Origin of the sequence: Actinacidiphila rubida, assembly GCF_900110255.1 — a bacterium.
Classification (GTDB): domain Bacteria; phylum Actinomycetota; class Actinomycetes; order Streptomycetales; family Streptomycetaceae; genus Actinacidiphila; species Actinacidiphila rubida.
The window spans coordinates 1-25,617 of record NZ_FODD01000017.1; the positions used below are offsets into that span (position 1 = coordinate 1).

The following is a 25,617-nucleotide window of genomic DNA, read 5'->3' on the forward strand; positions in this document are numbered from 1 at the left end:
GCTCCGGTGGCGGTGCTGGTGGCGTCCTCGGGTGAGGGCAAGGAGGTCGCGGCGCGGCTGGCGTTGCGGCTGGGGTCGGGGCTGATCACCGACGCGGTGGACGTGCGGGCCGGTGCGGAGGGTCCGGTGGCCACGCAGTCGGCGTTCGCGGCCGCGTTCTCCACGACCTCCCGGGTCTCGGCGGGGGTGCCGGTGATCACGGTCAAGCCGAACTCCGCGCCGGTCGAGCCGGCGGCGGCCGCCGGGGCGGTGGAGGAGTTGGCGGTGGCGTTCGGGGAGCTGGCCACGGGCACGAAGGTCGTCTCGCGTACTGCGCGGCAGTCCACCGGGCGTCCGGAGCTGACCGAGGCGGCGATCGTGGTCTCCGGTGGGCGGGGTGTGGGCGGTGCGGACAACTTCCCGCTGATCGAGGCGCTGGCCGACGCGTTGGGTGCGGCCGTCGGCGCCTCGCGGGCCGCGGTCGACGCGGGCTGGTACCCGCACAGCAACCAGGTCGGGCAGACCGGCAAGACCGTCTCCCCGCAGCTGTACATCGCCAACGGCATCTCCGGCGCGATCCAGCACCGCGCCGGCATGCAGACCTCCAAGACCATCGTCGCGGTCAACAAGGACCCCGAAGCCCCGATCTTCGACCTCGTCGACTACGGCGTCGTCGGCGACCTCTTCCAGGTCCTGCCCCAACTCACCGACGCCATCACCACCCACAAGGGCTGACCACCCGACGGAGGAGCCGGGGCCGCCGCACTCACTGCGGCGGCCCCGGCTCCTCCGTCTTCCGTGCGGAAGCGCGCAGACCCCGCAGCACCTCGGCTCCGCCGCCGAGGCCCGACTCGGCCAGCGCGCGGCGCAGTTCCTCCCCCGCGGCCCGCGCGGCCGCCGTCAGCTCCTCGTGCCGCGCGTCCTCGGCGTCGTTCCACGGCCGCAGCGCGGGGCCGGCCCACGGGCGGGACGGGTCCGCTTCGGCACCCTCGGCCTGGGCGTCGCGGTGGCGGCGGCCGTCGACGTCGCGCCGGTGCGCCTCGACGTCGGCCCATGCCTGGTCACACCGCTTCTGCAGCGCGACGAGCGCGTCGGGGAGCTCGGCTTCGGGCATGGCCGCATGCTACGGCCGACGGTGGCAATCCTGCCCCGCGACACCGCGACACCGCGACACCGCGACACCGCGCACCCTGCCGCTGCGCACGCCGGTGAGCGTCACCCGGTCCGGGTGGGCCGCAACGTGACCGCGCCGCCGGCCGGGATCGTGACCCGTGTGCTCCACGCGCCCGCCACGACGGTGGCCGTCGCCCCCGCCGGGCCGCGCACCGTCGCGGTGGTGACGGCGCCGCCCGCCCACGCCACGTCCACGGTGAGACCCCCGCGGGCGCCCACGCCCGTGACACTGCCGGAGGCGGCCCACGCCGCGGGCAGCGCCGGCAGCAGTTCGATCCGGCCGGGCCGGGACTGCACCAGCATCTCCACCATCGCGGACGGCGTGCCGAAGTTGGCGTCGATCTGGAACGTCGAGCTGTCGCCGCTCAGTTGGTACATGTCGAACATGTTGATGCCGGTGCCGTTGCTGTGGTTCACCGACGGCTTGAGGACCGCCTGCACCAACTGGTACGCCTTCTCCGCGTTCTTCAGCCGGGCCCAGCACAGCGCGCGCCAGGCGCTGCCCCAGCCGTAGCTGATCATGCCTCGGGCGGTCAGCAGCGCGGTCGCCCCGGCGATCAGCGACGGCGGCGAGTCCTGGAGGTTGATCCGGTCGCCGGGGAACAGGCCGGCCAGCGGCGACAGATGGCGGTGGGTGGTCTCGCCGAGGTTGGCGTCGGTCATCCACTCCTCCAGCCAGCCGGTGGTGGCGCTGATCCGCGGCAGGTAGAGCCGCTCCTGGAGCCCGGCGATCACCGCGGCGTACCCGGCGTCCCTGCCCAGCGCGGCCGCCGCCTCGCGGTAGCCGGTGAAGAGCTGCCAGACCATCTCCTGCGCGTAGGTGATGCCGATCGCGTCGGTCGGTCCCTGCTCCGGCGACCAGTCGTGGTCGTCGACGAGGACCTGGCGGGTGACGCCAGTGTCCGGGTCGGTGACCGTCGTGGTGACCAGCCGCGCCTCCCAGAACTGGCAGGCGCCCTTGAGCAGCGGGTAGATCCTGGCCAGGTGGGCGGTGTCCCGCGTGTAGGCGTAGTGGTCGAACAGCGCGTTGCAGAGCCAAGCGCTGCCGGCCGGGTGCCACCACCAGCCGTTGCCGCCGTAGGGGTTGGTGGAGATCGCCACCGTCCAGCCGGCCACCGTGCCGGAGGAGTTGCGGAAGCCGTTGCGGCTGTCCTCGAAGAGCCGGGCGGTCGCGTCCTGCCACGACGGCCACTGGCTGACGCAGTAGTCGGTGAACGCGTCGAAGCAGCCCGGGAGTCCGGCCCGGTCGGGCAGCCAGTAGTTCATCTGCACGTTGATGTCGGTGTGGTAGTCCGCCATCCACGCCGGGTCGTTGCGGTCGAGCCACAGGCCCTGGAGGTTCAGCGGCAGGCTGCCGCGCGAGCCGCAGATCATCAGGTATCGCCCGAACTGCAGGTAGGACGCCTCCAGTTCGGGGTCGGGGGCGGAGCCGTCGGCGGCGCGGGCGGTGAGCCGCGCCGCGGTGTCCATGGCCCGCTGGGCGGCGGTGGAGGTGCCCAGGTGGACGGTCATGGTCTGCTGCAGCCGCCGGTAGTCGGCGACATGGGTGGCGAGCAGGGCGGAGCCCGCCACGGCGGTGGCCGCCGCGGCCTTGGCGCGGGCGGTGGCGAGCGGATCGGCGCCGGGGTTCATGAAGCCGGTCGCGGCGTCCGGGGAGTACGTGGTGCCGCCGCTGAGGACGAGCACCACCTCGCGGCATCCGGTGAACGTCACCGTGCCACCGGAGACGCCCACGCTGCCGCCGCCGGCCGCCGCTCGCGCCACGGCCGCGTACCGCAGGCCGTTGGCGAACGCCGAGGTGAACGAGACGCCCTGGCCGCCGGGTTCGGCGCCGGTGGCCTCGCCGCGGGTGCCGGTCAGCGCCAGGGTGCCGGTGTACGCCCCTCCGCCGCTCTGGGTGAGGCGCACGACCACCACGTCGTCGGGGTGGCTGGCGTACACCTCGCGGCGGTAGGTGACGCCGCCGTGCACGTAGCTGGTGGTGACGAGCCCGTTGCTGAGGTCGAGGGTGCGCCGGTAGCCGGAGACCGCACCGGAGGTGTGCGCCGGGAGCGAGAGGTACACCTTGGCGAGCAGGCCGAAGGTACCGAACCCGGTGTCGGTGGCGGCCTCGTAGGGGAACTGGCCGTCCGAGCCGAGGACGGCATTGGCGCCGCCGGTCCACAGCGTGGCGTCCGTCAGGTAGAGGGCGTCGTGCGCCGGGTCCCCGGTCGTCAGACCGCCGAGCCGGCCGTTGCCGAGCGGCAGGCCCTGCTCCATGATCAGCGGCTCGGTGCCGGGGGCGCCGTACCAGAGGGTGACGGCCTTGTCCTCGGGAACGAGGTGCGGCGCGCGCGGGCGGTGCTCCGGACCGGGCGCGGCGGCGGCCGCGACGGTGAACTCGGGAAGCGCGGAGAGCGCGAGCAGCGCCCCGAGGGCGCCGGCGCCGCGCAGCGCGCCGCGTCGCGTCATTCCCGCGGGGTGGCCGGCGGGCACGTCCGCCGGCCGGCCGTCGGCGGACCGGGACGGCTGGGAGGGCTGGGACGAGGCAGTCGGTCCGGGCTCGTGCATGCGGGACTCCGTTCGGGGCGCGGGCAGGGCGAGCGGGCCCCCTGGCCGGGGGCCGATGGCCCGCGGTGGACGCCTCCGTCCAGGGAGGTCGTCAACGACCGCGCCGCACACGCCCGGCGGGGTCCAGCCGCGGACGCGCATCATTCATCGACCACACCAGGGGGAACAGATCCGATGTCTGATGGTGGAGCCCGCGTGCGGGAGTGTCAAGACGTGTGCGCATGCCCGGAGAATCGCGCAGCATCGCACACGATCCTCCAGGTATGTGCGGGAAGTTGGCGCCTCGTCACCTCATCTCGCCCGGCCCCCCACTCGTCGCGACGGCCACCCCTCGCCGATGATCCGATGTCTACCGGCCTACGGCTCGCGCCACTTCTGGTTGGACGTCCCGGTGCAGGACCACATCTGCAGCACCGTGCCGGCGGACGTGCCCTTGTCCTTGGCGTCGACGCACAGATCCGGCTGGACCTCCACCAGGTCGTACGAGGACTTGAGCACGAACGCCTGCGTGCTGTGGCGGGCCGACGAGCAGCGGGCCAGGTGCACGGTCGCGCCGTTGCCGGCGGTGCCGGAGATGTCGAGGCACATCGTGCCGCCGAAGTCCCGGGCGGTGCCGTCGGACGGGAACGTCCAGCCCTGCGACGGATCGCCGTGGTCGCAGTCGGCGAGCACCATCTGGGTGCCGGGGGCACTGGACCCACCCTGCGCGGCGAGGCAGCGGCTGGAGGCGAAGTTGACGACGTACGCGCCGGTGAACGTGACCGGCCGGCTCGTCGGCTTCTGCGTGGGGTTGCTGCCGCCGCCCGTGCTGCCGCCGGTGGTCCCGCCGGTGGTGCCGCCGGTGCTGCCACCGCCGCTGTGGGTGCCCGAAGGCGGCGCGGCAGGCGGGGCCGGGACGGTGACGACGGTCGTCGCGCCGGCTCCGGGTCCGCCCTTCGCCGGCTTGCCGTGGCTCGGTGTGGGCGAGGCCGCGGTGGCGGCCGGGGACGCCGCGCTCGCCGACGGCGAGGAGGAGCCGGTGGCCGGGGCGGAGGTGGTGGCGGCCGGCTTGTCCGCGGTGTCGCCGCTGCCGCCGCCCAGATGGGAGACGGCCTCGGCGATGCCGACGCCCACGGCGGCGATGGCGACCGCCGCGGCGATCGCGATCCCGACCCGGCGGCCGGGCTTGAGCAGCCGCAGGCCGGAGAAGCGCTGCCGGGCGAAACCGGCGGCGAACGCGCCGTGTTCGGACGGGACGGCGGAGCCGCCGGCGGTGGCGCGCGCGGCGGCCGGCGAGATGGCGACGGCGGGCTCCTCGGCCGTCGGCAGCGGCTCCTCGGCGGAGGCCCCGGCCGGGGCCTCCGTCGGCGGCTCGGCACCGAGCGGGGTACCGGGGGTGTCGGGCGCGTCGGACGCGTCGGGGGAGGTCATGACGTGGTCTCCGGGGCGGGGGCGTGCGGGGCGGGGGGCATCGGGGGACGGGGTGGATCGGGGGACGGGGTGTCGGACCGCGGTCAGGGCCAGTCGGGCAGGTCCTGGGGCCGCAGGGTGACGAGGTCGGACTCGTCGGGTTCGGACAGCTCGGCCACGCGGTACGCCTGGCGCTCGGTCATGGTCTGGAAGGTCTGCCGCGCGGTGCGGCCGTTGCCGAACCGGTCGCCGCGCGGAATGGCCTCGAAGTACGCCTCGAGCGCCTCGCGCGCGGAGTCGGTGAGGACGTACTGGTGCCGTTCCGCGTGGTGCTCGACGATGCTGACCAGTTCGGGCGTGGCGTAGTCCTCGAACTGCAGGGTGCGGCTGAAGCGCGACGCGAGGCCGGGGTTGGAGTCGATGAAGTGCTCCATCTCGTCCGGGTATCCGGCCACGATGACGACCACCGAGTCGCGGTGGTCCTCCATCAGCTTCACGAGCGTGGCGATGGCCTCGTACCCGAAGTCGTTGGAACCGGCGGCCGGGGTGAGCGAGTACGCCTCGTCGATGAACAGCACGCCGCCCATCGCCTCCTCGAAGACCCGCTGGGTCTTGGGGCCGGTGTGGCCGACGTACTCGCCGACCAGCGACGAGCGGTCCGCCTCGACGAGGTGGCCGCGCTCCAGCAGGCCGACCGCCGCCAGGATCCGCCCGTACAGGCGGGCCACGGTGGTCTTGCCGGTACCGGGGTTGCCCGCGAAGACCAGGTGGCGGCTGAGCGGCGGCGCGGCCAGGCCCGCCTCCTCGCGGCGGCGGACCATCTGCATCAGCTTCACCAGGGAGGCCACGTCGTGCTTGACGCGCTCCAGGCCGACGAGCAGGCCGAGTTCGGCGAGGAGGTCGTCGAGGCTCTCCTCGGGTACCTGCGGCGCGTCGGCGCCGGCCGGTACGGCCGGGGATGCCGGGGCACCGGCGGAGCCGCCGGCCGCGGCGGGGCGCGGCACGGCCGGTCCGGTGCCGATTCCGGTGCCGTTCCGGGTGCCGTTGCCGGGCGCGGCGCCGGTGCCGCCGCCTCCGCCCCCGGGCCCGCCGGGGGCGGGCCAGACGGCCTTCTTCACGTGCAGCGAGCGGCAGTTCTCGACCACGGGGGCGGCGCCCTCGTCCACGCTGAGGTCGTCGCCGGTGTCGCGGACCAGCAGGTCGCGCAGGACCGGCGTGGCCTGTGCGGCGACATGCACCGCGGGGAAGCCGGTCTCGGACAGGACGCACCCTTCGTAGGTGCCCTTGCCGCCCTCGCCGACGTAGACGCCGTTCTTGCCGGTGCCGCCGATCCGGGTGCCGCTGACGGCGGGGTCCGCGGCGCGGGCGACGACGATCCCGGAGCCCTCCGTGCCGAACACGGCGCAGTCCCGCAGCACCGGCGCCGCCCGCTCGGCGACGACGACGCCGGCGGTGCCCGCGCCGGACACCCGGCAGTCGCGGAACTCGGGGGACGTGCCCTCGCCGCAGGTCAGCCCGGCGCGCTCGGCGTCGAAGACCCGGCCGTCCGTCACCCGCACCTCGCCGAGGGTCTCCGCGGTGACGCCGTTGCGCCCGCGGCGGATGGTCAGCGCGCCCGCGGTGACGGCCGCGTAGCCGTCCGCGTGCAGCCCCGACATGCCGCAGTCGGCCGCCGAGCAGTCCTCCAGGGTCAGCCGGCCGCGCTCGGTCGCGCCGAACCCGTGCTCGGGGGTGCCCTGGACCCGGACCGCGGTGAGCGACGCGACCGCGTCGCCTCCGACATGCACGGCGCTGAACGTGCAGTCCGCGAACGTGCTGCCGGTCACCCGCACGTCGGCGCGCTCGGCGACGAGGATGCCGTTGCCCGCGGCGGCACGCACGGTGGTGCCGCTGACGGTCGCCTTGGCGGCGCCGCGCACCACCACGCCGGAGCCGCGCGGCGCGATGATCCGGCAGTCCGCCAGTTCCAGGCGGGCGCCGCTGTCCACGGCGACGCCGGCCGCCGCGCAGTCCAGGATCCGGCAGTCGGCGACCAGCACGTCGCCGGTGCCCGTCGCCAGCACGCCCGCGGCCCGCGCGCCGGACACCTCGCTGGCCATGAGGTGGACGCCGGTGCCGATGCCGGTGCCGATGCCGGCCGAGCGGGCGCCGCTGCCCAGGACGCGGACCGCCTCGGCGACCGAGTCCCGCAGGCGGCAGTCGTCGACGAACGCGGTGGCCTGGTCCTCGACCAGCAGCCCGTTGCGCCCCGGGCCGAGGATCTCGCAGCGGCGCAGCTCGACCCGGCCCTCGCCGCGGACCCGGACCCCCGAACCCTCCACGCCGCGCACGGTGGTGGCCACCAGGTGCGCGGTCGCGGTCCCGGCGACCACGACGCCCGTGCCCTCGATGTCCTCGATGACGCAGTCGTGCAGGGCCACCGTCCCGCTGGTGTCGGCGTGCACCCCGGCCAGCGACGCGGTCCTGACCGCACCGCCGTCCATCCGCAGCGAGGCGGACCGCAGGACCTCCAGCCGGCCGCCGACGATCTGGCAGTCCACCAGTTCCGCGGACCCGCCGGTGACCAGCACCGCGGGCCGTGCCCGGTCGCTGCCGATCATCGCGATGCCGGAGAACGCCGTGGACACGCCCAGTTCGACGACGGGCAGGCCCGGGGCCTTGGACAGGATCCGCACGGTGCCGCGGCCGTCCTCGGCGACCAGGGTGATCTGGCGGTCGATCAGCAGCCGCTCCTGGTACTCGCCGGCCGCGATCCGGATCTCGTCGCCGTTGGCGGCGGCCCGCACCGCCTCGGCGATCGTGCGGAACGCTCCTCGGCGGGCGCCGGGCTGGACCAGATGTATTGCGGCGGTCACCCTGCGGTCCCCTTCGTGTCGGTCACGGTTCCCGGCGCCTGGGCGGACGCGTCGTTGATCACGTACCTGCCGACGGGCCTGCCGTTCCTCAGGCGCTGCGCGCCGAGGACGAGCCGGCCGTCGATCCCGCCGGGGAAGAGGACTTCCCGGCGCTCCGGATGCGGGGTGGCGAGGTTGAGCGTGCTGTTGACGTCCACTCCCCCGGGTGCCGCGATGTCGTAGCGCCAACCGTAGCGGTCCAGCAGGTCCGCCTGGTCGGCCGGGTTGGCGGCCGCGGCCTGGTTGCGCAGCCAGCCGATGTCCCGGGTGGCGGTGACCCACAGGCTGCCCGGTTGACGGGGGTCCGCCGCATGGGCGACGACGGGCACCGCGTGCGCGCCGGACGGCACGAGCCCCTCGGCGAAGACCCGTTGCGGGTCCTGCCCCGCCGCGTCCGCGAACACGTACAGGTCGTCGGTGTCGGTGCGCCACCGCAGCCCGCCGGCCCATCCCGTGTCCGACAGCGCGTCGGCGACCTGCTGCTGGAGGGCGGGCGGCGCCGCGTCGGTTCCGGGCACCGCGGTGGCCTGCCCGTGCGCGCCGGGTTCGGGCGGCAGCAGGCGGAACGGCGTGACCGCGACCGGCTCCGTCCCCGGGCCCGAGTGCCACAGCCAGGAGCCGAGCCCTGCGGCGTCGACTGCGGCCCCGGCGCTCCCCGCGGTCTCGGCGGGAGGCGCGTACACGCCGCGCAGGCCCAGGTCGGGGAACTCCACGGCGTACGCCGAGGTCTGCGGCGTGGCCCCGTCGACGCCCCACATCGTCCACCGCTGGTGCCGGCGAACGGGCTCGGGGTAGGCCGTGCGGATCGTGTCGAAGTCGCGCGGCGCACCAGCCGGCCCGGCCGGTCCGGGCACGGGCGCCGGCTCCTCCTCCTCGGAGATCGTCTCCAGCGGCTGCCCGTACCGGTGACCGCCGCTCTGCGGCACGAACCCGTCCGCCTTCGGCAGAACCTCGGCCCCGGACGGCAGCACCCCGGCCGCCGACGGCACCAGCGACTCCGGCGCAGGCGGCAGCGGCACGTCCACCTTCAGCAGGGACTCTGCCTCGGACGGCAACACCCCCGTCCCGGAAGGGAGAACCCCCGCCGCCGACGGCACCAGCGGCTCCGGCGCAGGCGGCAGCGGCGGCGACGGCTCAGCCGGGTGCGGGAGGGATGCGTCCGCCTTCGGCGGGGTCTCGGCGGCCGGGGGCTTCGGCATCGGGGCCGGCTCCGGGGGCCTGCGCAGCGGCTCCAGCTTCGGGAGGTGCGGGAGCGGGGGTGCCGGGCGTTCGGGGGCGGGCGGTGCGAGGGGGCCGTCCGGGAGCGGCGGGCGGCTCTCGTAGCCGCGGCCCGTGAAGTGGCCGCCGGGGACGGCCGGGACGTGCTCGGCGATCTCGGCCGCGGGGATGGCGACGGAGAACGGCACGACGCCGCCCGCGGCCGTCCCGCCGTCGCCGAGGTGGAAGGTGAAGGTGATCTCGACGAAGCCGTCGAAGTGCTCCCGCTGGGCCGGGATCTTCGCGTTGGCGAAGGTCCGGCCGCCGCTGGCCCGTTCACCGCCGGACCGCGCGCGGCCGCCGATGCCGAACGTCCCGGCCGCGCCGATCTTGTTCACCAGGTCGCTGGCCTGCGCCCCCAGTTGGGCGTTGAGGAACAGCTGCCGGGAGCGCAGGGCGCGGCGGCCGAACTGCCTGGTGTTCTCGTTGACGAGCGCGGTCTCGGCGCGGGTCTCCGCGCGGTCGTGGGTGAGCTGGTGGACGACGGCGGTCGCCGACACCCACGCCTTCCTGCCGTTGACCCGGAACTCGTCGCTGGTCAGTTCGCCGCCCCGGGTCATGTCCGGCAGGTTCTCCATGAGCCGGTCCTTGGGGAAGGCGTCCATGACCAGTTCGGAGCGCAGCCGGCCGTTGCGTGTCGAGGAGGTCCAGACGCCGCCGTACGCCTTGCGGCCCTCGGCGTCCAGGAGGCTGCGCAGGGAGCCCACGTCGGGCAGGTCGCGGACGAGGTGGTCGGCGGACAGGCCCTGGGTGAACACCTCCCTGGGCGGCACCGGGACGGTCGCGGGCGGCGTCTCGGCGACGGCGGCCTTCACGGCCGTGCCGCCCTCGCCCACCACGCCCTTGCCGGCAGCCGAACTGCTCGCGCCCGCCGTGCCGTTGGCCGTCGTGGTCGCCTTCGTCACCGTCGTGGCGTCGGTCCTCACCGCGTCCGCGCTCTCCAGCACGGCCTGGAAGCCGAGGTCGGCGTGGGCGAAGGTGCGGCGGCGCACGCCGAAGCCGTGCCGGGTCATGGGCGCGGGGGCCTGTCCCGGCGACGCGGCGGCCTTGTCGAGGGCGCTCGCGCGGATCCTCGCGGTCTGCTGCGCGTGCAGATCGTCGACCTGCTGCCGCAGGATCTCGCCCCAGCGGCTGCCGGGATCCAGGCGCGCGATCCGCCCCTGGAGCTCGGAGATCCGGCGCTGTTCGCCGAGTACGGCCCTGGGGACGCGCTGGTCGACCTTCCGGCCCCAGGGACGCCAGGACTGCCGGAACTCGACGTGCAGGCGGGTGGTGCCGTCGAACACGGCGCCGGGGGCCTTGTACTTGGTGCCGGAGCCGACGCGGGCGGCCGACGTGCTCTGCGTGACGTCCTCGCGCGTCGCGGTGTGGGTGACACCGCCGCCGGCGAAGACCTCGACCGGCAGCCCACCGACGGGGTTGGAGGTGCCGACGACGCTCACGCCGGTGGCCGTCGACTCGGCGTGGTCGCCGAGCAGCGGGGGCTGCGTCTCGGTGGTGGTACGGGTGCCGACCGCCGCCGAGTAGAACTCGGTGGCGTCGGTGTTGCCCGCGTGCTCCATCTCCTCGACGCCGGCCGTCACCAGCATGCGGCGGCCCTTGACCTTGATCTCCCAGGGCTGCCGGCCCATCATCGGCTTCAGCCTGCGGTGGAACTCGTCGGCGGGCATCGCGTCGCGCAGCTCGGTGCGTGCCGCGGCCCAGGCCCGCTGCGACCCGAACGCCTTGACGCCGGCGTCCGCCAGCTGGTCGAGGAACGCGTCACGGACGTCGGTGACGCCGTGCGCGAGGGCCGTCTTCGGGGGCCGCACGGCCAGCACGATGTCGCTGGCGCCGAGGACCCGGGAGTCCTCGACCCGGCGCGGCGGGCGGTAGCCCTGCGCGGGCTTCGGCGCCTGCTTCGTGGCCGGGTCCGCGGGCAGTTCACGGACCGGGAAGGCGAACTCGCCCTGGGTGGTGACGGTCAGGTCCCCCGTGGTGCGCGTGCCGGGCAGGCGCCGGGAGAGCGTGATGTCCAGGTGGTAGGCGAGGTCGCCCTTGAAGACCGCGGCGGGCTCGACGGTCTTGCCCTTGGTGATCAGGCCGCTGCGGTTGTCCAGGACCCGGCTGACGAACCGGTCGAAGGCCCCGGTGCGGGTGACCGTGATCGAGGTGTGCGGCGGCCGGAAGCCGAGCCGCTGCCACAGGGTGCGGCGGGTCGTGCCGGTGTGCGCGGTGCCGACGGCGGCGGCCGACTCCGTGCCCTGCTCGAACTCGAACTTCCTCTCCACCCGGTCGAAGCCGGTGATGGTCGCGTGCGCCGAGGTGATGGTGATGTCGGCGGTCACGCCGTTCGCGGAGACGGTCGTGCCCCAGGTGGCGCCGGATGTGAGGCCTGGGGTCTTGGGGACGACCACGGAGCCGTCGAAGAACAGGTTGAGGTCGGCCTCGACCTGTGCCCACTTGTCCTGGAAGGCGTCGCCGAGGCGTGCCCTGAGGGCCTTGACGATGGCCCCGCTGTCGCCGCCCTTCACGATGGCGTCGCCCGCGCCGATCTGGCCGGTGCGCGTGACGCGGCCCGGCGGCAGGACGGTGGGGTCCGGGACGGTGGCGGAGGCCGCGGCCCTCGATGTCGAGGCGGCCGGGGCGGGCGGGTGGGCGGCGCGGCCGCCCGGCACGGGTGTGGCGGGCGGCGTGAAGACCTGCCGGCCGGCCTGTGCGGCGCCGACCTCGTACTGCGTGGCGTGCGACTGCGGGAGGGCCACCACGAAACGGAGGTCGGAGGCGCCGTTCCTGGCGGCCGGGTCCCCCGGCCGGCCGAGGCCCGCGTCGACGTGCACGCGGCCGATGTAGAGCGCCATGGGCTGCCCGAACTTGGCGCTGGCCACGTTGTTGCCGGCGCCGGAGGCGCTGGTGCCGGTGCCGGAGCGGTGGGACATGCCGCCGCCGAGGGGGTGCATGCCCGCGGACAGGTTGGACGCGATGTCGCCCTGCACGCCGCCCTGCAGTGTCCCGCCGCCGGTGAGCGCGGTGTTGAGCCGGGTGCCGGCGTCCTCGGTGATCTCGTTGAGCAGGTTCAGCTCCGCTTCGTTCAGCGGGCGCAGGTACTCCAGGTCCAGCAGCCGTCCGGTCGCGGACAGACGGGCGTCGGTGTGCAGCGGTTCGGGCAGCGGCACGCTGTGCGCGGTCGCCCCGCGGGTCGCCTCGGGCAGCCACACGGCGAGTTGCTCGGGGGTGACCATGTCCGTGGCCGAGCCGCGCACCTCCGTCCAGTGGTCGCCGAAGTAGCGGCGGCCGAGATCGTCCACGAGGGAGTCGAGGGCGGGTGCGCCGGTGTCGCCGGCGGCCCGGTCCTCGCCGAGGAGGACGTCGAGGACGACGGAGTGCTCGGGCAGTCCGTGCCACACGTCGTCGTGGGGGCGCCAGGCGAGGTCGCCCTCGGCGAGCTGCGGGCCCGCCATCCGGCGCGGGGCGGTCGTCCCCTCCGGGGCGTGGAAGGCGCGCACCGCGCCGTCGGCGATCCGCGAGTCGGCGGCCTCGACCAGCGCCTGGAAGCCGAGGCGCCCGGAGGTGGCACCGGTCGCCCGCGTGACGGTGCCGCCGGCGGGACGGTGGGCGAAGCGGAACGCGACCACGCCGTCGAACACGACGCCGGGCACCTTCATCTTGACCGCGCGGCCGGAACGGACCGCCACCTGGCGGGTGGTGACGCCCTCGGTGTCGTGCTGCGCGGACACCTCTCCGCTCAGCGTGCCCGGCCCGGCGTGCAGGTCGGAGCTCTGCGCGGTGAAGGCGGCGCGCACGGCGCGGTTGCGGGACTCGGTGAGCGTGAAGATCCGGGTGACGTCGCTGCCGGTGTTGAACTCGGTCTGCCTGGTGTTCCGCAGGTGCGTCATCGACGACACCTCCGCGGTGATCAGCAGCGTCCCGTGGGCGCCCAGGTCGACCTCCAGGGCGTGCCCGCCGGTCATGGACTTGAGCCTGAAGTGGAGGACGTCCAGCGAACCGGCGCGGCCCAGGATCAGTTCGCGCACGGCCGGCCAGTCCGCGCCGAAGGTCCTGGTGCCGTAGGCGGTCAGCGAGGCGGGGTCGCCGGCCGCGCCGAGCAGGGCGTCGGCGAGCGGGACGGGGCCCCGCTCGCCGCGGGCGTCGACGGTGAAGACGTCGCGGACGATGTCGGTGCCGCCGAGCGCGCGGGTCTGCTCGACCCGCAGCGGCGGCAGGTAGACCGCGTCGGTGGCGGCCGGCACGTGGCCGGCGGCCTCGGCGGCGCTGGTCGCCACCGGCGCGTGGACCGGCACGGACAGCGTGGACAGACGCTCACCGCCGCCCGCGGACAGGTCGAGCCTGCGGTGGAGGACGTCGCGCACCTGGGAGAAGTCGAAGTCCAGCCGGATCTCCGCCTCCGTCCGCATCGCCGGTTCGGGCGTCTTGCCCCGGCTGAACTGGCGGCTGCTGGTGGCCACGCGGTCGGCGGTGGTCGAGGTGTACGTGGCGTTGAGGGATCCGGTCAGGTCGGTCGTCTGCGCGGCCTTGCCCTTGACCAGGAGGCCGCCGCCACCGCCGAGCATCCGCTCCTTGAGGAAGCCGGTGCGGTTGAACGTCTCGGTGCCGTCCTCGAACTCCAGCGAGTCGACCGTGTGCGCGGCTCCGGTGTGCTCGACGCGCGCGGTGACCTTGACGTCGCCGCTCCAGCCGCCGACGTCCATGTGCAGCGTCCTGGACTCGCCGCGGGTCATCGCGGACAACGACGGGAGGATCGCGGCGCGGAACTCGGGCTCCCACTGGGTCCTCAGGGTCGTCAGCTGGTCCGCGCCGAAACGCGTGCCGAGGCCGGCGAGCAGCCCGTCGGTGAGTTCGTGCTCGGTGCCGGCGGACGGCAGGATGCGGTCGGCGCCACCGATCTGCCCCTGCGCGAGCCGGCCGGGCAGCGCCGGGTCGGTGACGACGGCCGCCGCGGGCGGCGGCGCCTGCGCGAGGAGGGCGGCGGCCGGCAGCGGCGGTGCCTGCCCCGGTTCGGGAGTGCGCGGCGCATCGCGGATCCCGTCCGCGGCCAGGGTGCCGTTCAGCGGCGCGCGCGGTGCCACGGCACCGGGCGCGTGGTCCGCGGGGGCGGTGTGCGGGGTGTGGGCGGCGGCGGTGACCGGCGCGTCGTCCAGGTCGCCGATGACGGCGTGGATCAGCTGGAGGTACCGGTCGCGCATCCCGCCGCGCGGCAGGTCGGCCTCGGGCGCCCGGTGGAAGTCGCCCATGAGGCTGCCGGTGATCTCCGGGCGGTGCGGGGAGACCGTGTCGCGGTACTCGTCGCGCAGGCCCAGCTGGTGGCCCAGCTCGTGCGCCAGGACCTGGTCGGTGGCGTCCACGGCCCAGGTGTCCTGACTGGACGGCGTGCCGTGCGGGCCGACCTCCGCGCTGAGGTGGGCGTCGGTGGCGGACTTGGCGCGCTCCAGCGTCACGTGCAGCACGCTGCCGTCGGGCATGGTGTGGCCCGGGGCGTTGAACAGCCGGTCCGTGCCGGCCTGGGCGCGCTGCCACACCTCGTCGAGCCGGCCCGCGGTCACCTCGCCGGTGCCGGACAGGTGCACCCTGACCGTCAGGTCGGTGTAGCGCTGCCCGTCGACGGTGAACCGTCGCGCGTCGAACGACGACTCCACGACGTACCGGGGGACGTCGTGGCCGACGCCGCCCCGCGGCCGGGAGACGGGGTCCACCCACCGGTGCGTCCTCGTCACGTGGGGAGCCGCGGAGCGGGCGGCCTGCCAGTGCGCGCCGGACACGGGCGCGTGGACGGTGGCCGGGGCCGGCGAGTGGCCGGCGGTGTGCGCGAGGGTGTGGCCGGCGGCGGGTCCGGCGGCGCCTTCCAGCGTGTGGGCGGACGGCGCGGCCGCGCTCACCCCGACGGGGTCCGCGGCGTGCGCGGTGAGGGCGTCGGCCTCCCGTTGCAGGCCGGGCAGCCAGCGCGGGTCGCTCTGGTCCTGGATCCAGAACCGGACCTGGCCCTGGAGCCGTTCCAGGTCGTCGAGCGCGCGGGTCGCCGCCTTCCCGCCGGACCACCAGGACGAGCCCTGCTTCTGCAGGGCCTCGCGCTCCTCCTTGAACGCCGCCTCCTGCTTGTCGAAGTAGCCCTTCATCAGGTCCGCGGTGGCCTGGTGGTCCTTCGTCAGCTCGGCGAGGGTGCGGTGGAGTTCGTCCAGCGTCGTGACGTGCCCGAGCGCCGCCACGTCCCGCTGCGCCTGGAGGGTGTGCAGCGCCCAGGCGCCCTTCAGGTTCAGGCTGGACTGGCTGCCGTCCAGCCGCGCCGTGTAGTCCCGGTGGTACCAGGACAGCTTGAGCAGGCGGTCCTCGGTGGTCCGGATGTAGAACTTCAGCAGGCTGTCGAGCCGGTGGCCGCCCTGGAAGTCCACGGCGCGGGAGCTGACCTGCCGGGTCCACACGTCGTTGACGTCCTGCCGGGTGGTGTGGTTCTCCTGGCTGAGGAACTGCCAGCCGTGGTCGCCGCGCCACATGATGTTGGTGGTCTCGGGCGTCACGCTCTGGTCCAGCGGGCTCTGGTACTCGGCGTCGCCGAACCAGTCCATCGGCTCCTGGTCGAGGCGGAACTGCTCGGACTCGGCCCGGTTGGTCGTGGGCGACTGGAAGTGCCAGGCCCGGAACGTGCCCTCCGCCTCGCCTCTCGTGACGGTGAAGGCGCAGCCGTTCATCGCGGCCGTGAACACGAAGTCGGGGCTGAAGCCGTCGCCGCGCTCCAGCGGGATGTCGGCGTGGCCGACCTGCGTCTCGGGCAGGGACGGCTTGCCCTGGAAGTACGGCACGTAGTGCGCGGCGAGGTACTCGTCCTCACCGCGCAGCGGCGGCAGTTCGCGGCCGCCGAGGATCTCCCGGAGCTGGGGGTCGCCGGCGAACGCGTGGGCGTACTTCTCCACCGCGGGGGTGAGCAGGTAGACCTCGCGCCCCGCCCGGGCGCTCTCGGCGTGCGGGGTCAGCGTGAACCAGTGGCGGTCCTGGCCGTCCATCCACGTGAGGAACCGGCCGTAGTCGATCTCCAGGCCGGGGGTGCGCGCCTTCATGCCGTCGAGGGTGCGCATGAGCACGCTCGCGTGCTGCAGGAACTGCTCGGGCGCCTGCTTGAACTGGTGGGCGGCGGCGGGCAGGTCGTGGACGCCGGGGTGGGGTGCCGCGTGCGTTCCCGTGTGCGCCGCGACCGCGGGGTCCGGCAGGGGGGCGCGGGGCGAGACGGAGGTGACGGTCCCGCCGTGCGGGGTGGTGAGCGTGTGCGGGACCGCGCCGTGCGCGTCGTGGACGGCAGCGGCAGGGGTGTGCGGGTGGTGCAGGCCCGGCATCGGGCCGGTCAGGTAGTGGGTGATCGTGTCGAGGTCCTCGGCGGCGAAGCCCTTCGTGAACTTGGCCGTCTCGGCGGGCTTCACCGCGCCCTTGCCCGCGCCGAACGCCCAGTCCGGGTGCAGCAGCGCGTCGTTCATGGCCTTGGCGTCCTTCGGGGCCAGGGTGCCGGCGTCCTTGAGGGCCTTGAGCTGCGCCATCTGGGAGGTGATGTACTTGCCGGAACGGGTCGGCGGTTCCTTGACGAGGATGCGCTCGTAGCCCGTGGCCAGGGACGCCCCCCGGTCGAACCTGCCGGTTCCGGAGGCGGACAGCGGGGAGTTCTGCGCGGCGTGCCACTTGGCCATCCGCTCGCCGCCGTGGCTGCCGGGCTCCTCCATGTAGCGGACGGTGTGGCCGGACAGCGCCAGGGCCTCCAGGTTGCCGCTGCGGAAGCCGAGGTGGCGGACGCTCGCGCTGTTCTGCCGCAGGTACTCGTACAGCTTCATCTGCCCGATGCGGCTGTCACCGCCCCACGCCTTCAGCGCCTCCTTCACCCCGTCGCCCTTCGCCCCCCAGAAGTGCGTGAGGTTGTGGACCTCAAGGCCCTGACCGGTGAACTTCTCCGCCATCGCCGGGTACTTGCCGGCCTTCGCCTCGTTCGCGAACGCGTCGCCCGCGATGATCACCAGCGGGCCCGGCCCGCCGGAGGCCTCCTTCTCCAGCTGGAGCCGCTCCAGGATCTGCCCGATCCCGGCGTACGAGGTGTCGTGCTCGACGTGCACGTCACCCTTCTTGCCGCTGAACCGCGACCACAGCACGACCGTGTCGCGCTCGGGTGACGGCACGATGTGCCGGTCCCCCAGCCACTGGCCGAGGTGCGACTTCTGGGCCGCCGAGAACCCGGCGTCGTCCAGCTTCCAGTGCGACCGCACCAGTTGGCGCACACCGACGGAGAAGTTGTCCGCCACCCACGTCGTGCCCGCGCCCACCGGGAGCATCTTCTTCTTGGCGGCGGACGCCGGGAGGTCGAGGATCCGCTCGGCCACTTCGGTCGCCGCGGCGTCGGTCTTCTGTCCTTCCTTCACGGTCACCAGGTGGATGCGGCTGTCGTCGATGCCGCTGTCCTTGTAGAACTTCGCGATGGACGCGCCCTGGTCGGTGGCCACCCGGTCCGGCATGCCGGTGACCACGACGACGTGCAGGTCCTTGTCGCCCATCAGCGCGGCGGCGATGCCGAACTGGTCACCCGTGGCGTAGCCCGGCTGCCACAGCACCCGTTTCCCGGGCGCGCGCTCGGTCAGCGCCTTGACGAACTTGCCGCCCAGCTGCGGCTTGCCCACCGCCGCCGCCAGGTCCTTGCCCAGCGCCGGCTGGTGCAGCAGGTCGGCGAACTCGGGCCGGGCCGCGGCCGCCGAGATCTTCGCCGCCAGGTCCGCCTTCGCCTCGGCGGTGGCGTTCCTGGGCAGCACGTCGGCCAGGTCCCGGCCGATCCCGGGGCGGCCCAGCGCGCCGGCCAGGTGGAGGTCCAGCTCGGGGTGCCGCAGTACCAGGTCGGCGCGCTGGAGGTCGGTCAGGTCGCCGAGCCGAACGTCGTCGTGCACCGTGTCGAGCAGCCCCGGGCGGTTGAGCCACCCGCGGAGACCGTCGGTGAGGTCGGAGTCGGCCAGCAGGTGCGACCCGGTCGACCCGGTGTGCGCCGCCGTGTCCTGCGCGACGAGGTGGACGTCGCCCTCCGGGGTCGCGACCCGCAGCGCGCCGGCTCCCGTCGACGTGCTCGCCTGGGGCGCGCGCGGCGAGACCTTCATGTCCGGCTGCGGGGCGCGGGGGGACACCTTCATGTCGGGCTGGGGCGCGCGGGGGGAGACCTTCATGTCCGGCTGGGGCGCGCGCGAGGACACCGACGGGCCCCCGTGCGGGGTCGCGACGGGTGGATGCGCGGCGCCCGACGCGTGCCCGCCGGTCAGGTAGCCGGTGATCGTGTCGAGGTCCTCGGCCGCGAAGCCCTTGGCGAGCTTGGACATCTCCTCGGGTTTCTTCACGCCCTTGTCCGCCCCGAACGCCCAGTCCGGGTGCATCAGGGAGTTCTCCTGGGCCCTGGCCGCGTCCTTGGGAAGGTCGCCCTTCTGCAGTTGCGTCCTGATGTCGTCCAGGCGCTGGGCGATGTACTTGCCGGAACGGGTCGGCGGCTCCTTGACGAGGATGCGCTCGTACCCGGTCGCCAGCGACTGCCCTTTGCCGAACTTGCCCGTTCCGGCGGCGGACAGCGGGGAGTTCTCGGCGGCGTGCCACTTGGCCATCCGCTCGCCGCCGATGCTGCCCGGCTCCTCCATGTAGCGGACGGTGTGCCCGGACAGCGCCAGCCCCTCCAGGTTGCCGCTGCGGAAACCGAGGTGGCGGACGTCGTGGCTGTTCTGCCGCAGGTACTCGTACAGCTTCATCTGGCCGATGCGGCTGTCGCCGCCCCACGCCTTCAGCGCGTCCTTCGCCCCCTCGCCCTTCGCCTCCCAGAAGTGCGTGAGGTTGTGGACCTCGAGGCCTTGGCCGGTGAACTTCTCCGCCAGCGCGGGGTACTTGCCGGCGGCCTTCGCCTCGTTCGCGAACGCGTCGCCCGCGATGATCACCAGCGGGCCCGGGCCGCCGGAGGCCTCCTTCTCCAGCTGGAGCCGCTCCAGGATCTGCCCGATCCCGGTGTACGAGGTGTCGTGCTCGACGTGCACGTCACCCTTCTTGCCGCTGAACCGCGACCACAGCACGATCGTGTCGCGGTCCGGCGTGGGGACGATGCCCTTCGTGCCGAGCCAGTCGCCGAGGTGGGACTTCTGGGCCGCCGAGAACCCGGCGTCGTCCAGCTTCCAGTGCGACCGCACCAGTTGGCGCACACCGACGGTGAAGTTGTCCGCCACCCACGTCGTGCCCGCGCCCACCGGTACCTTGTCGACCTTCACGTCCGGCAGGAAGCCCTGGATCTCGCGGTCCGCCGCGTTGTCGACGGTCTCGCCCTCCTGCACCTTCGCCAGGTGGATGCGGCTCTCGTCGATGCCGCTGTCCTTGTAGAACTTCGCGATGGACGCGCCCTTGTCCACGGCCTCCTTCTCGGGGATGCCCGTGACGACCACGACGTGCATGTCCTTGTCGCCCATCAGCGCGGCGGCGATGCCGAACTGGTCACCCGTGGCGTAGCCCGGCTGTTTGAGGACGCGCGGTTTGACGGGCGGCTTCTCCAGCTTCTGCAGCGCCTTGGCCAGGCCCGTCTCCAGCTTGCCCCGACCGCCCGCCTTCTGCGCCAGATCGGGCCCGAGGGCGTCCACGAGTCCGCGCGCCCTGACCGCCGGATCCCGGAACCGGCTCGCGAACTCCGGCCGGCCCATCAGCGCGCCGAGCTTCAGGCGCAGGTCGGTGGCGTCCCTCCCGGTGATCTTGGGGAACTCCTTCGCCAGGTCCCGGCCGAGGTCGGGCCGGCCCAGGGCGGCGGCCAACTCGGGGGCCAGCTCGGGGTTCTGGAACACCTGCTCGGCCCGTTCCAGCTCCGTCAGGCCGCGCAGTGCGACGCCGTCGTGGACGACGTCCGGCAGACCGGAGTCGTTGAGGCGCGTCCGCAGGTCGTGGGTCAGGTCACCGGCCGTGAAGCGGCGCGCGGACGTGGAGCTGGACGCGTGCGGCGCCGGGGCGTCCAGGTGCCCCACCTGCTCGCCGGTCGCGTCGTGCATCCCGCCGCGCATCCTCGGCGGCGTCATGTCGAGGGACCGCATGGCGATCTTCTCGGCCAGTTCCCGCGTGCCCATGGAGCCGAGCGATCCGCCCGCCTCGTCGAGCAGTTGCTGGTGGAGGGCGGCGACCCGGGCCTCGTCGAGGTGGGCGGCGGCCGGGTCCAGCTCGCGTGCGGCGAGGTTCGCCGAGTGGTGGAGGTCGGTCTCGGGGGGCAGTTCCCTGGCGGCCCCGGTGCCGGTCTCCACCCGGTCGGGTCCGGTGTGCACGTCCCCGCCGAGCGGGGTGTGCCCGGCGGTGACGGTCGCGTCGCCGGTCTCGTTGCGGGCGGCCCGCACCGCGTCCATGTCCAGCGTGCTCGGCACCGTGCCGGGCGGGAGCGCCGGCTCCGTCGGCCGCTCCGCCTCCGGCCGCTCCTTCGGCGCGGTGAGCGTCAGCTCCTGGGATCCGGGGTCGTCGAGCCGCGCGGGCCGGTCGCCGGGCCGGGCGCCCTTCGCCGCCCCGTCGTCGCCGGGCCTGCCCGCGGTGAGGCGTTCCTCGGGCGCGTGCGGCGCGCCGGTGTGCGGGTCACCCCCGTGCGGGTCGCCGGTGTGCGGGTCGCCGGAGTGCGCGTCGCCGGTGTGCGCGTCGCCCGGTCCGTCGCCGCCGTGGGCGGTGCCGCCCTGCGGCGTGACGTCCTCGCGGATGTGCGGGGCCAGGGGACGGTTGACGTCGGGCAGGCCGCCGAGGAGCTTCTCGATCTCCTCGGCCGAGCGCTCCGAGCCTCCCCCGGCCTTCTCCACGGCCTTGTCGACGATCCGGTCGAGGTGGCCGGCGGCCTCGGGCCGGTCGACGCCCTTGGCCAGTTCGGCGATCAGCTCGGCGTGCTTCTCGCCGGCGCTCATCGTCCGGTCCAGCTCGCTGTTCAGGCCGTCCAGTTCGCCCTTGAGCCGGCCGGCCTCGTCCAGCCGGCCCTGGAGCAGGTGCTCGGTGCGCTCGCCGGTCAACCGGTCGATGTGCAGCCGGAGTTCGCCCACCCGCTGCTGCCGCAGCACTTCCTGCCCGGCTTGGTGGGCGTGCAGCTTGTCGAGGGCGGCGGCGCCCTCCTCGAACGAGCCGGCCGTCTGGACCTGCCGGCGCAGCGCGTCGGTGTGGGGGTCGCTCCCGCCGTCGTGCAGCGCGGCGAAGCGCTCGGCCAGTTCCTCGTCACTGGGCCCGGTGCCGGTGTGCGGCGCCCCGGCACCGTCGCCGGATCCGGCCTCGGTGTGCGCGTCGCCGATGTGGACGTCGCGCAGCGCGTCCACCCGCGCCTGGAGGTCGCCGAGGTCGCGTTCCGCGCGGTAGTCGTGCAGCTCCTGCAGGGCCTGGCCCGCCTCGTGGCCGTCGGCGGCGGCGTCGAGCCTCTGCTGGAGTTCCAGCTCCCGGGGGTCGGTGACCGGCCCGCGGAGCGCGTCGAGCCGCTCCTCGAAGGTCCTGGCCCCGGTCGCCGATCCGGTCGGGGCCCCGGACTTCAGCGCGTCCAGCCGGGACGCGAGGTCCTGGTCCGCGCGGAAGTCCTGGAGCGCCTTGAGCGCGGCGCCGGACTCCTCGGGGGTGCCCGCGGACAGCAGGTGCGCGTTCAGGGCGGCTTCCTCGTCACCGAGTTCACCGCGCAGCGCGTCCAGCCGCTCCCGGAAACCGTTGAGCTCCAGCAGGTTGCCGAGTTCCTCGCGCAGCCGGGCGTACTCGCCCGGGCCGCCGGCCGTGGCGAGGTCGCCGAGCACCTGCCGCAGGCCCGTGTCGAACGGGCGCGGCACGTCCTTGCCCGTGAGCACGTCGGAGGGCACGTGCCGTTCGACGAAGGCGGTGTAGTCGCGCAGCGCGCCGTTCTGCAGGTCGGGGTCGTGGGTCCGGCGGGCGTCGTGGACCGCGTCGACCCTGCCTTGCCACTCGGCCCGGTCGACGCCGAGCTGCCCGAACCGGTCGAAGCCCTGGTCGATGTGCGACTGGAAGGCGGCGAAGCGCTGGTTGAGCACGGAGAGTTCGGTGTGGTCGCGGAACGCGCCGTAGTGCTGGGCGACCCCGCGGTGGTCGCCGGCCCGTACGGCGTCGTCGACGGCCTGCCGGTACAGGTCCCGGTCGGCGCGGGACATCCCGGCGTCCTTGGCGATCGCGTCGAGCTGTTCGACGTAGTGCCCGGTCTGGCGGCCGAGGCCGGAGACGGGCGCCGTGGTGGGGACCGACGGCGCCGCCTCGATGCCGGAGCGCACCGGCGGGTGGGTGGGGGCGTCGAGGGTGCGCAGGCGGTCGAGCGTGGACGCGTCGTGCGTCGGCACCTGCCCGTGCGCCGACACGTCCTCGTGCGGCGTCTCGTGACCGGTTGTGCCGTGCGGGCCCTCGCGGAGGCCCTCGGCGTGTCCGGGCGGGGGGCCGGGGTGGCTGCCGGGCCGGCCCTTGGGGGTGGGGCCGATCTGGTCCAGGCGCGCCCGGATCGCGTCGGCGTCCATGCCCATGCGGGCCAGTTCCTGGCGGGCTCCGTCGACGCCGAGCAGCGCCTGCTGGGCGTCGAGTTTCGCGGCGGCCTGGTCGACGGTCGACGACGCCCGGTCCAGCCCGCCGCCGAGTCCCTCCAGGGTCTTCTCGGCCTGGGAGGCGGTGCCGATCGCCTCCTCGTACTTGTTCCAGCCGGCCACCCGCTGGGCGCCGATGCGGCCGCCGACGCCGCCGGTGACGGCCTCGAACCGGCTCCTGGGCGGCCGGGGCTGGCTCCGGCCGGTGGGCTCGGCGCCGTGGCCGCCGGGCCCGCCGGCCGGGCGCCCCTGCGGGTGCGGTTCCGGGCGGACGGCGATGTGTGTCTGCGAGGCGGCGAGCAGCCCCGACCCGGCCGGTTCGGTGAACTCCGAGGCGCGCGCGCCGTGCGCGGCCCCCGAGGTGTCACCGGTGCCCTTGCTGGCGCCGCCGAGGTCGAGGCGGTCGCCCGCGGACACCCCGAGGCGGTCGCCCTGGGCGGTGACGCCGGGTGCCTCGGCGCTCTCCCCGAACGCGTGGGAGCCGGCCGCCGGCTGGGCGCCGCCCTCGGTGAAAGCTTCGGGGCTCGTGCCGCGTCCTGCGTCGTCGCCGTTGAGCCGGGCGCCGCCCGGCTCGGTCCGGACGGGGGTGTCGTGGGGCTTGAGGCCGCTCTCGGTGAGCTTGGCCCCGGCCGTGTCGAACGTCCCGCCGCCGGCACCGAACGTGGCCTTGCCGGTCTCGAGCGTGGTGCCGTGCGCCGCCGGGGTGGTGCCGTTGACCTTCACGCCGTGGTCGGTGAGGGCTCCGGCCGTCCCGTCGACGGTGGTGCCGCTCCCCGGGGCGGCCTTGAACTCGCCGCTGCCGGTGGACAGGTGGCCCCCGTCCACCGGGGGCGCGCCCGCCGCGTGCGCGGCGACGTGCGTGTCCCCGGCGGTGCCGAGGGCGCTGTGCACCTCGGGTCCCACGACGACCTGCTGGCCGGCGTCGTTGGTGAGGGACATGGTCCGGAAGTTCATGTGCAGCGCGGTGGGCGTGCCGGACTGGGCGCCCACGTGCAGGGAGATGCTGTCCGGCGTGATCCGGCCGACGCTGACGTCGCCGTCGACGATGCTCTTCAGCTCGGAGATCCCCAGTGCCTGGAAGTTCTCCACGTGCGAGGTCGCGTTGTGGAAGCCGGAGAAGCTGTCGTCGATGGTGGTGCGCAGCCCGGTGGCGCTGCCGGTCAGGTCGGTGCGGACGGTGTGCGAGCTGATCGAGCCGAGGTGCGAACCGCCGGTGTCGACCGTCCCCGGGGACACCGCGCCCAGGTGCGAGGTGCCGGCGTCGAAGCCGCCGAAGTGCATCGAGGACGGCGTGAGCAGCCCGCTGGAGGTGCGGTCGAAGCCCGTGGCGTGGTCGAAGGCCGTCAGGTGCTCGACGGCGCCGACGCCCGGGCTGACGTTGCTCATCGAGTGGGCGAGCGAGGTGGGGGTGACGCCACCGAGGTGCACGGCTCCCATGCCGGGGAGGTTGTGCAGACCGCCGGCGTCGGAGGTGAGGTTGAGCCCGTGCACGCCGCCGAGCGCGCTGCCGCCGGTGATGTCGTGGAAGCCGGTCTGGGTACCGGTGTGCACCCCGAAGTGGCCGCCGGCCGTGGCGCCCAGGTGCACGCCGCCGCTGACGATCGGCTGCGACAGGTGCGCCCACGGCGTGGTCAGGCGGGTGCCCAGGCCCATCTTGATCGCCGCGCGGGCGCCGACGCCGAGCTCGAAGAAGTCCAGCGGCAGGGTGGCGCTGACCAGGAAGCGGCTGCCGAAGCTGATGGCGTAGACGCCGATCCTGGGCAGGGTGCCCTGGACGCCGATGGTGGCGAGGTGGAAGTCGTTGCGGATCGCGCCGCCGATGACCTTCAGGCCGCTCCACGCCAGTTTGCCCGCGTTGAGGGTGACCCGCCCGATCGTCAGCAGGCCGTTGATCACCAGCCCGGGCAGGGACTTGAGGCTGCTGACGGCGGTGACCAGGCTGCCGGGGTTGGTGAAGATGTGGGTGAGGCCGCGCCCGATGTCGGTGAGGCCGGACATCACCGTCTTGGGCAGGTTCTTCAGCGCGTTGAAGATGCCCTTGGACATCGAGCCCAGGTTCAGGCCCTTCGTCGACGGGAACAGCACGCCGATCACGGCCAGCACCAGGTCCAGCACGCTGGCCTTGCCCTCGGCGAAGTCCACCGCGGTCTTGATGAGCAGGGCCACGTTGACGGCCAGGGCCAGCAGGCCGACCCAGCCGCCGAAGATCGCGCCGAGCACGGCGAGGATGATGCCGAGGATGCCCAGCGCCTCGAGGAACAGCTTCCAGCCGCTGATCGGCTGCTGGATCATGTGCGACGCTTCGGACAGCTTGTCGAAGTACGTTCCGGCCGCCGACCGGTACGCCTCCTGCGCGTCGTGGACCTGGCTCTTCCAGCCGGCCAGGGCAGGGTCGTCCTTGGACAGGCCCTGGGCGCCGGCGAGCGCCTGGTCGGCCTTGGCCTGGGCGTCCTTGATGGCGTTGAGGTAGTCCATGGTGGCGGGCGCGGCCACGCCGAAGGAGTCGCCGACGGAGTCGATGAACTTCTTCAGGTGCCCGTCGATCTTCTTGCGGACCGCTTCCGCGGTCTTGCCGACGAAGCCGTCCGAGGACTGGTCGAGCACGCGGTTGAGGCCCGAGGTGATCTCGCGGGCCAGACCGCCCAGGTCGTCCATCTCGTGGTAGATGGACTGCAGGACGTCCGGGTCGCCCGGGGTGGGGTCCCCGTGCAGCCCCAACGCGCTCCAGTCACCGGGTCGCGCCATCTCGATCCTCCACGTCGGCCCGTCGCTGCCTGCTTCCACGCGGGGAGGCGTGGACTTGGTTCTCAGGAGCCACAGAGATTATGGTCACCCCCGGGAGT

General features: G+C 74.2%; 6 protein-coding genes. 1 reads left to right on the plus strand and 5 read right to left on the minus strand.

The window, feature by feature from the left end:
- On the plus strand, window positions 1-714 hold a 714-nt coding region (locus BMW99_RS17875), incomplete at its 5' end, for an electron transfer flavoprotein subunit alpha/FixB family protein (RefSeq protein WP_075017138.1).
- 31 nt (window positions 715-745) lie between these two features.
- Here the strand turns inward: BMW99_RS17875 and BMW99_RS17880 are convergent.
- From BMW99_RS17880 to BMW99_RS17900, 5 genes are all read right to left on the minus strand, one after another.
- Window positions 746-1,093 carry a hypothetical protein gene (locus BMW99_RS17880; RefSeq protein WP_075017139.1) on the minus strand — a complete coding sequence of 116 codons (348 nt, stop codon included), beginning with the start codon at window positions 1,091-1,093 and terminating at the stop codon, window positions 746-748.
- Window positions 1,094-1,194: 101 nt separating this feature from the next.
- On the minus strand, window positions 1,195-3,603 hold the full coding sequence (locus BMW99_RS17885; RefSeq protein ID WP_069464525.1) for a glycosyl hydrolase family 95 catalytic domain-containing protein: 2,409 nt from the start codon (window positions 3,601-3,603) through the stop codon (window positions 1,195-1,197).
- Window positions 3,604-4,059: 456 nt separating this feature from the next.
- Complete coding sequence (locus tag BMW99_RS17890; RefSeq protein ID WP_075017140.1) at window positions 4,060-5,112, minus strand: RICIN domain-containing protein; 1,053 nt, start codon at window positions 5,110-5,112, stop codon at window positions 4,060-4,062.
- A gap of 83 nt (window positions 5,113-5,195) precedes the next feature.
- Window positions 5,196-7,946 (minus strand): right-handed parallel beta-helix repeat-containing protein, encoded by a 2,751-nt coding sequence (locus BMW99_RS41355; RefSeq protein ID WP_075017141.1) that lies wholly within the window; start codon window positions 7,944-7,946, stop codon window positions 5,196-5,198.
- Window positions 7,943-25,519, minus strand: a complete 17,577-nt coding sequence (locus BMW99_RS17900; protein ID WP_075017142.1) for a scabin-related ADP-ribosyltransferase — start codon at window positions 25,517-25,519, stop codon at window positions 7,943-7,945. The genes BMW99_RS41355 and BMW99_RS17900 overlap by 4 nt, the downstream gene beginning before the upstream one ends.
- Between the last annotated feature and the right edge of the window lie 98 nt (window positions 25,520-25,617).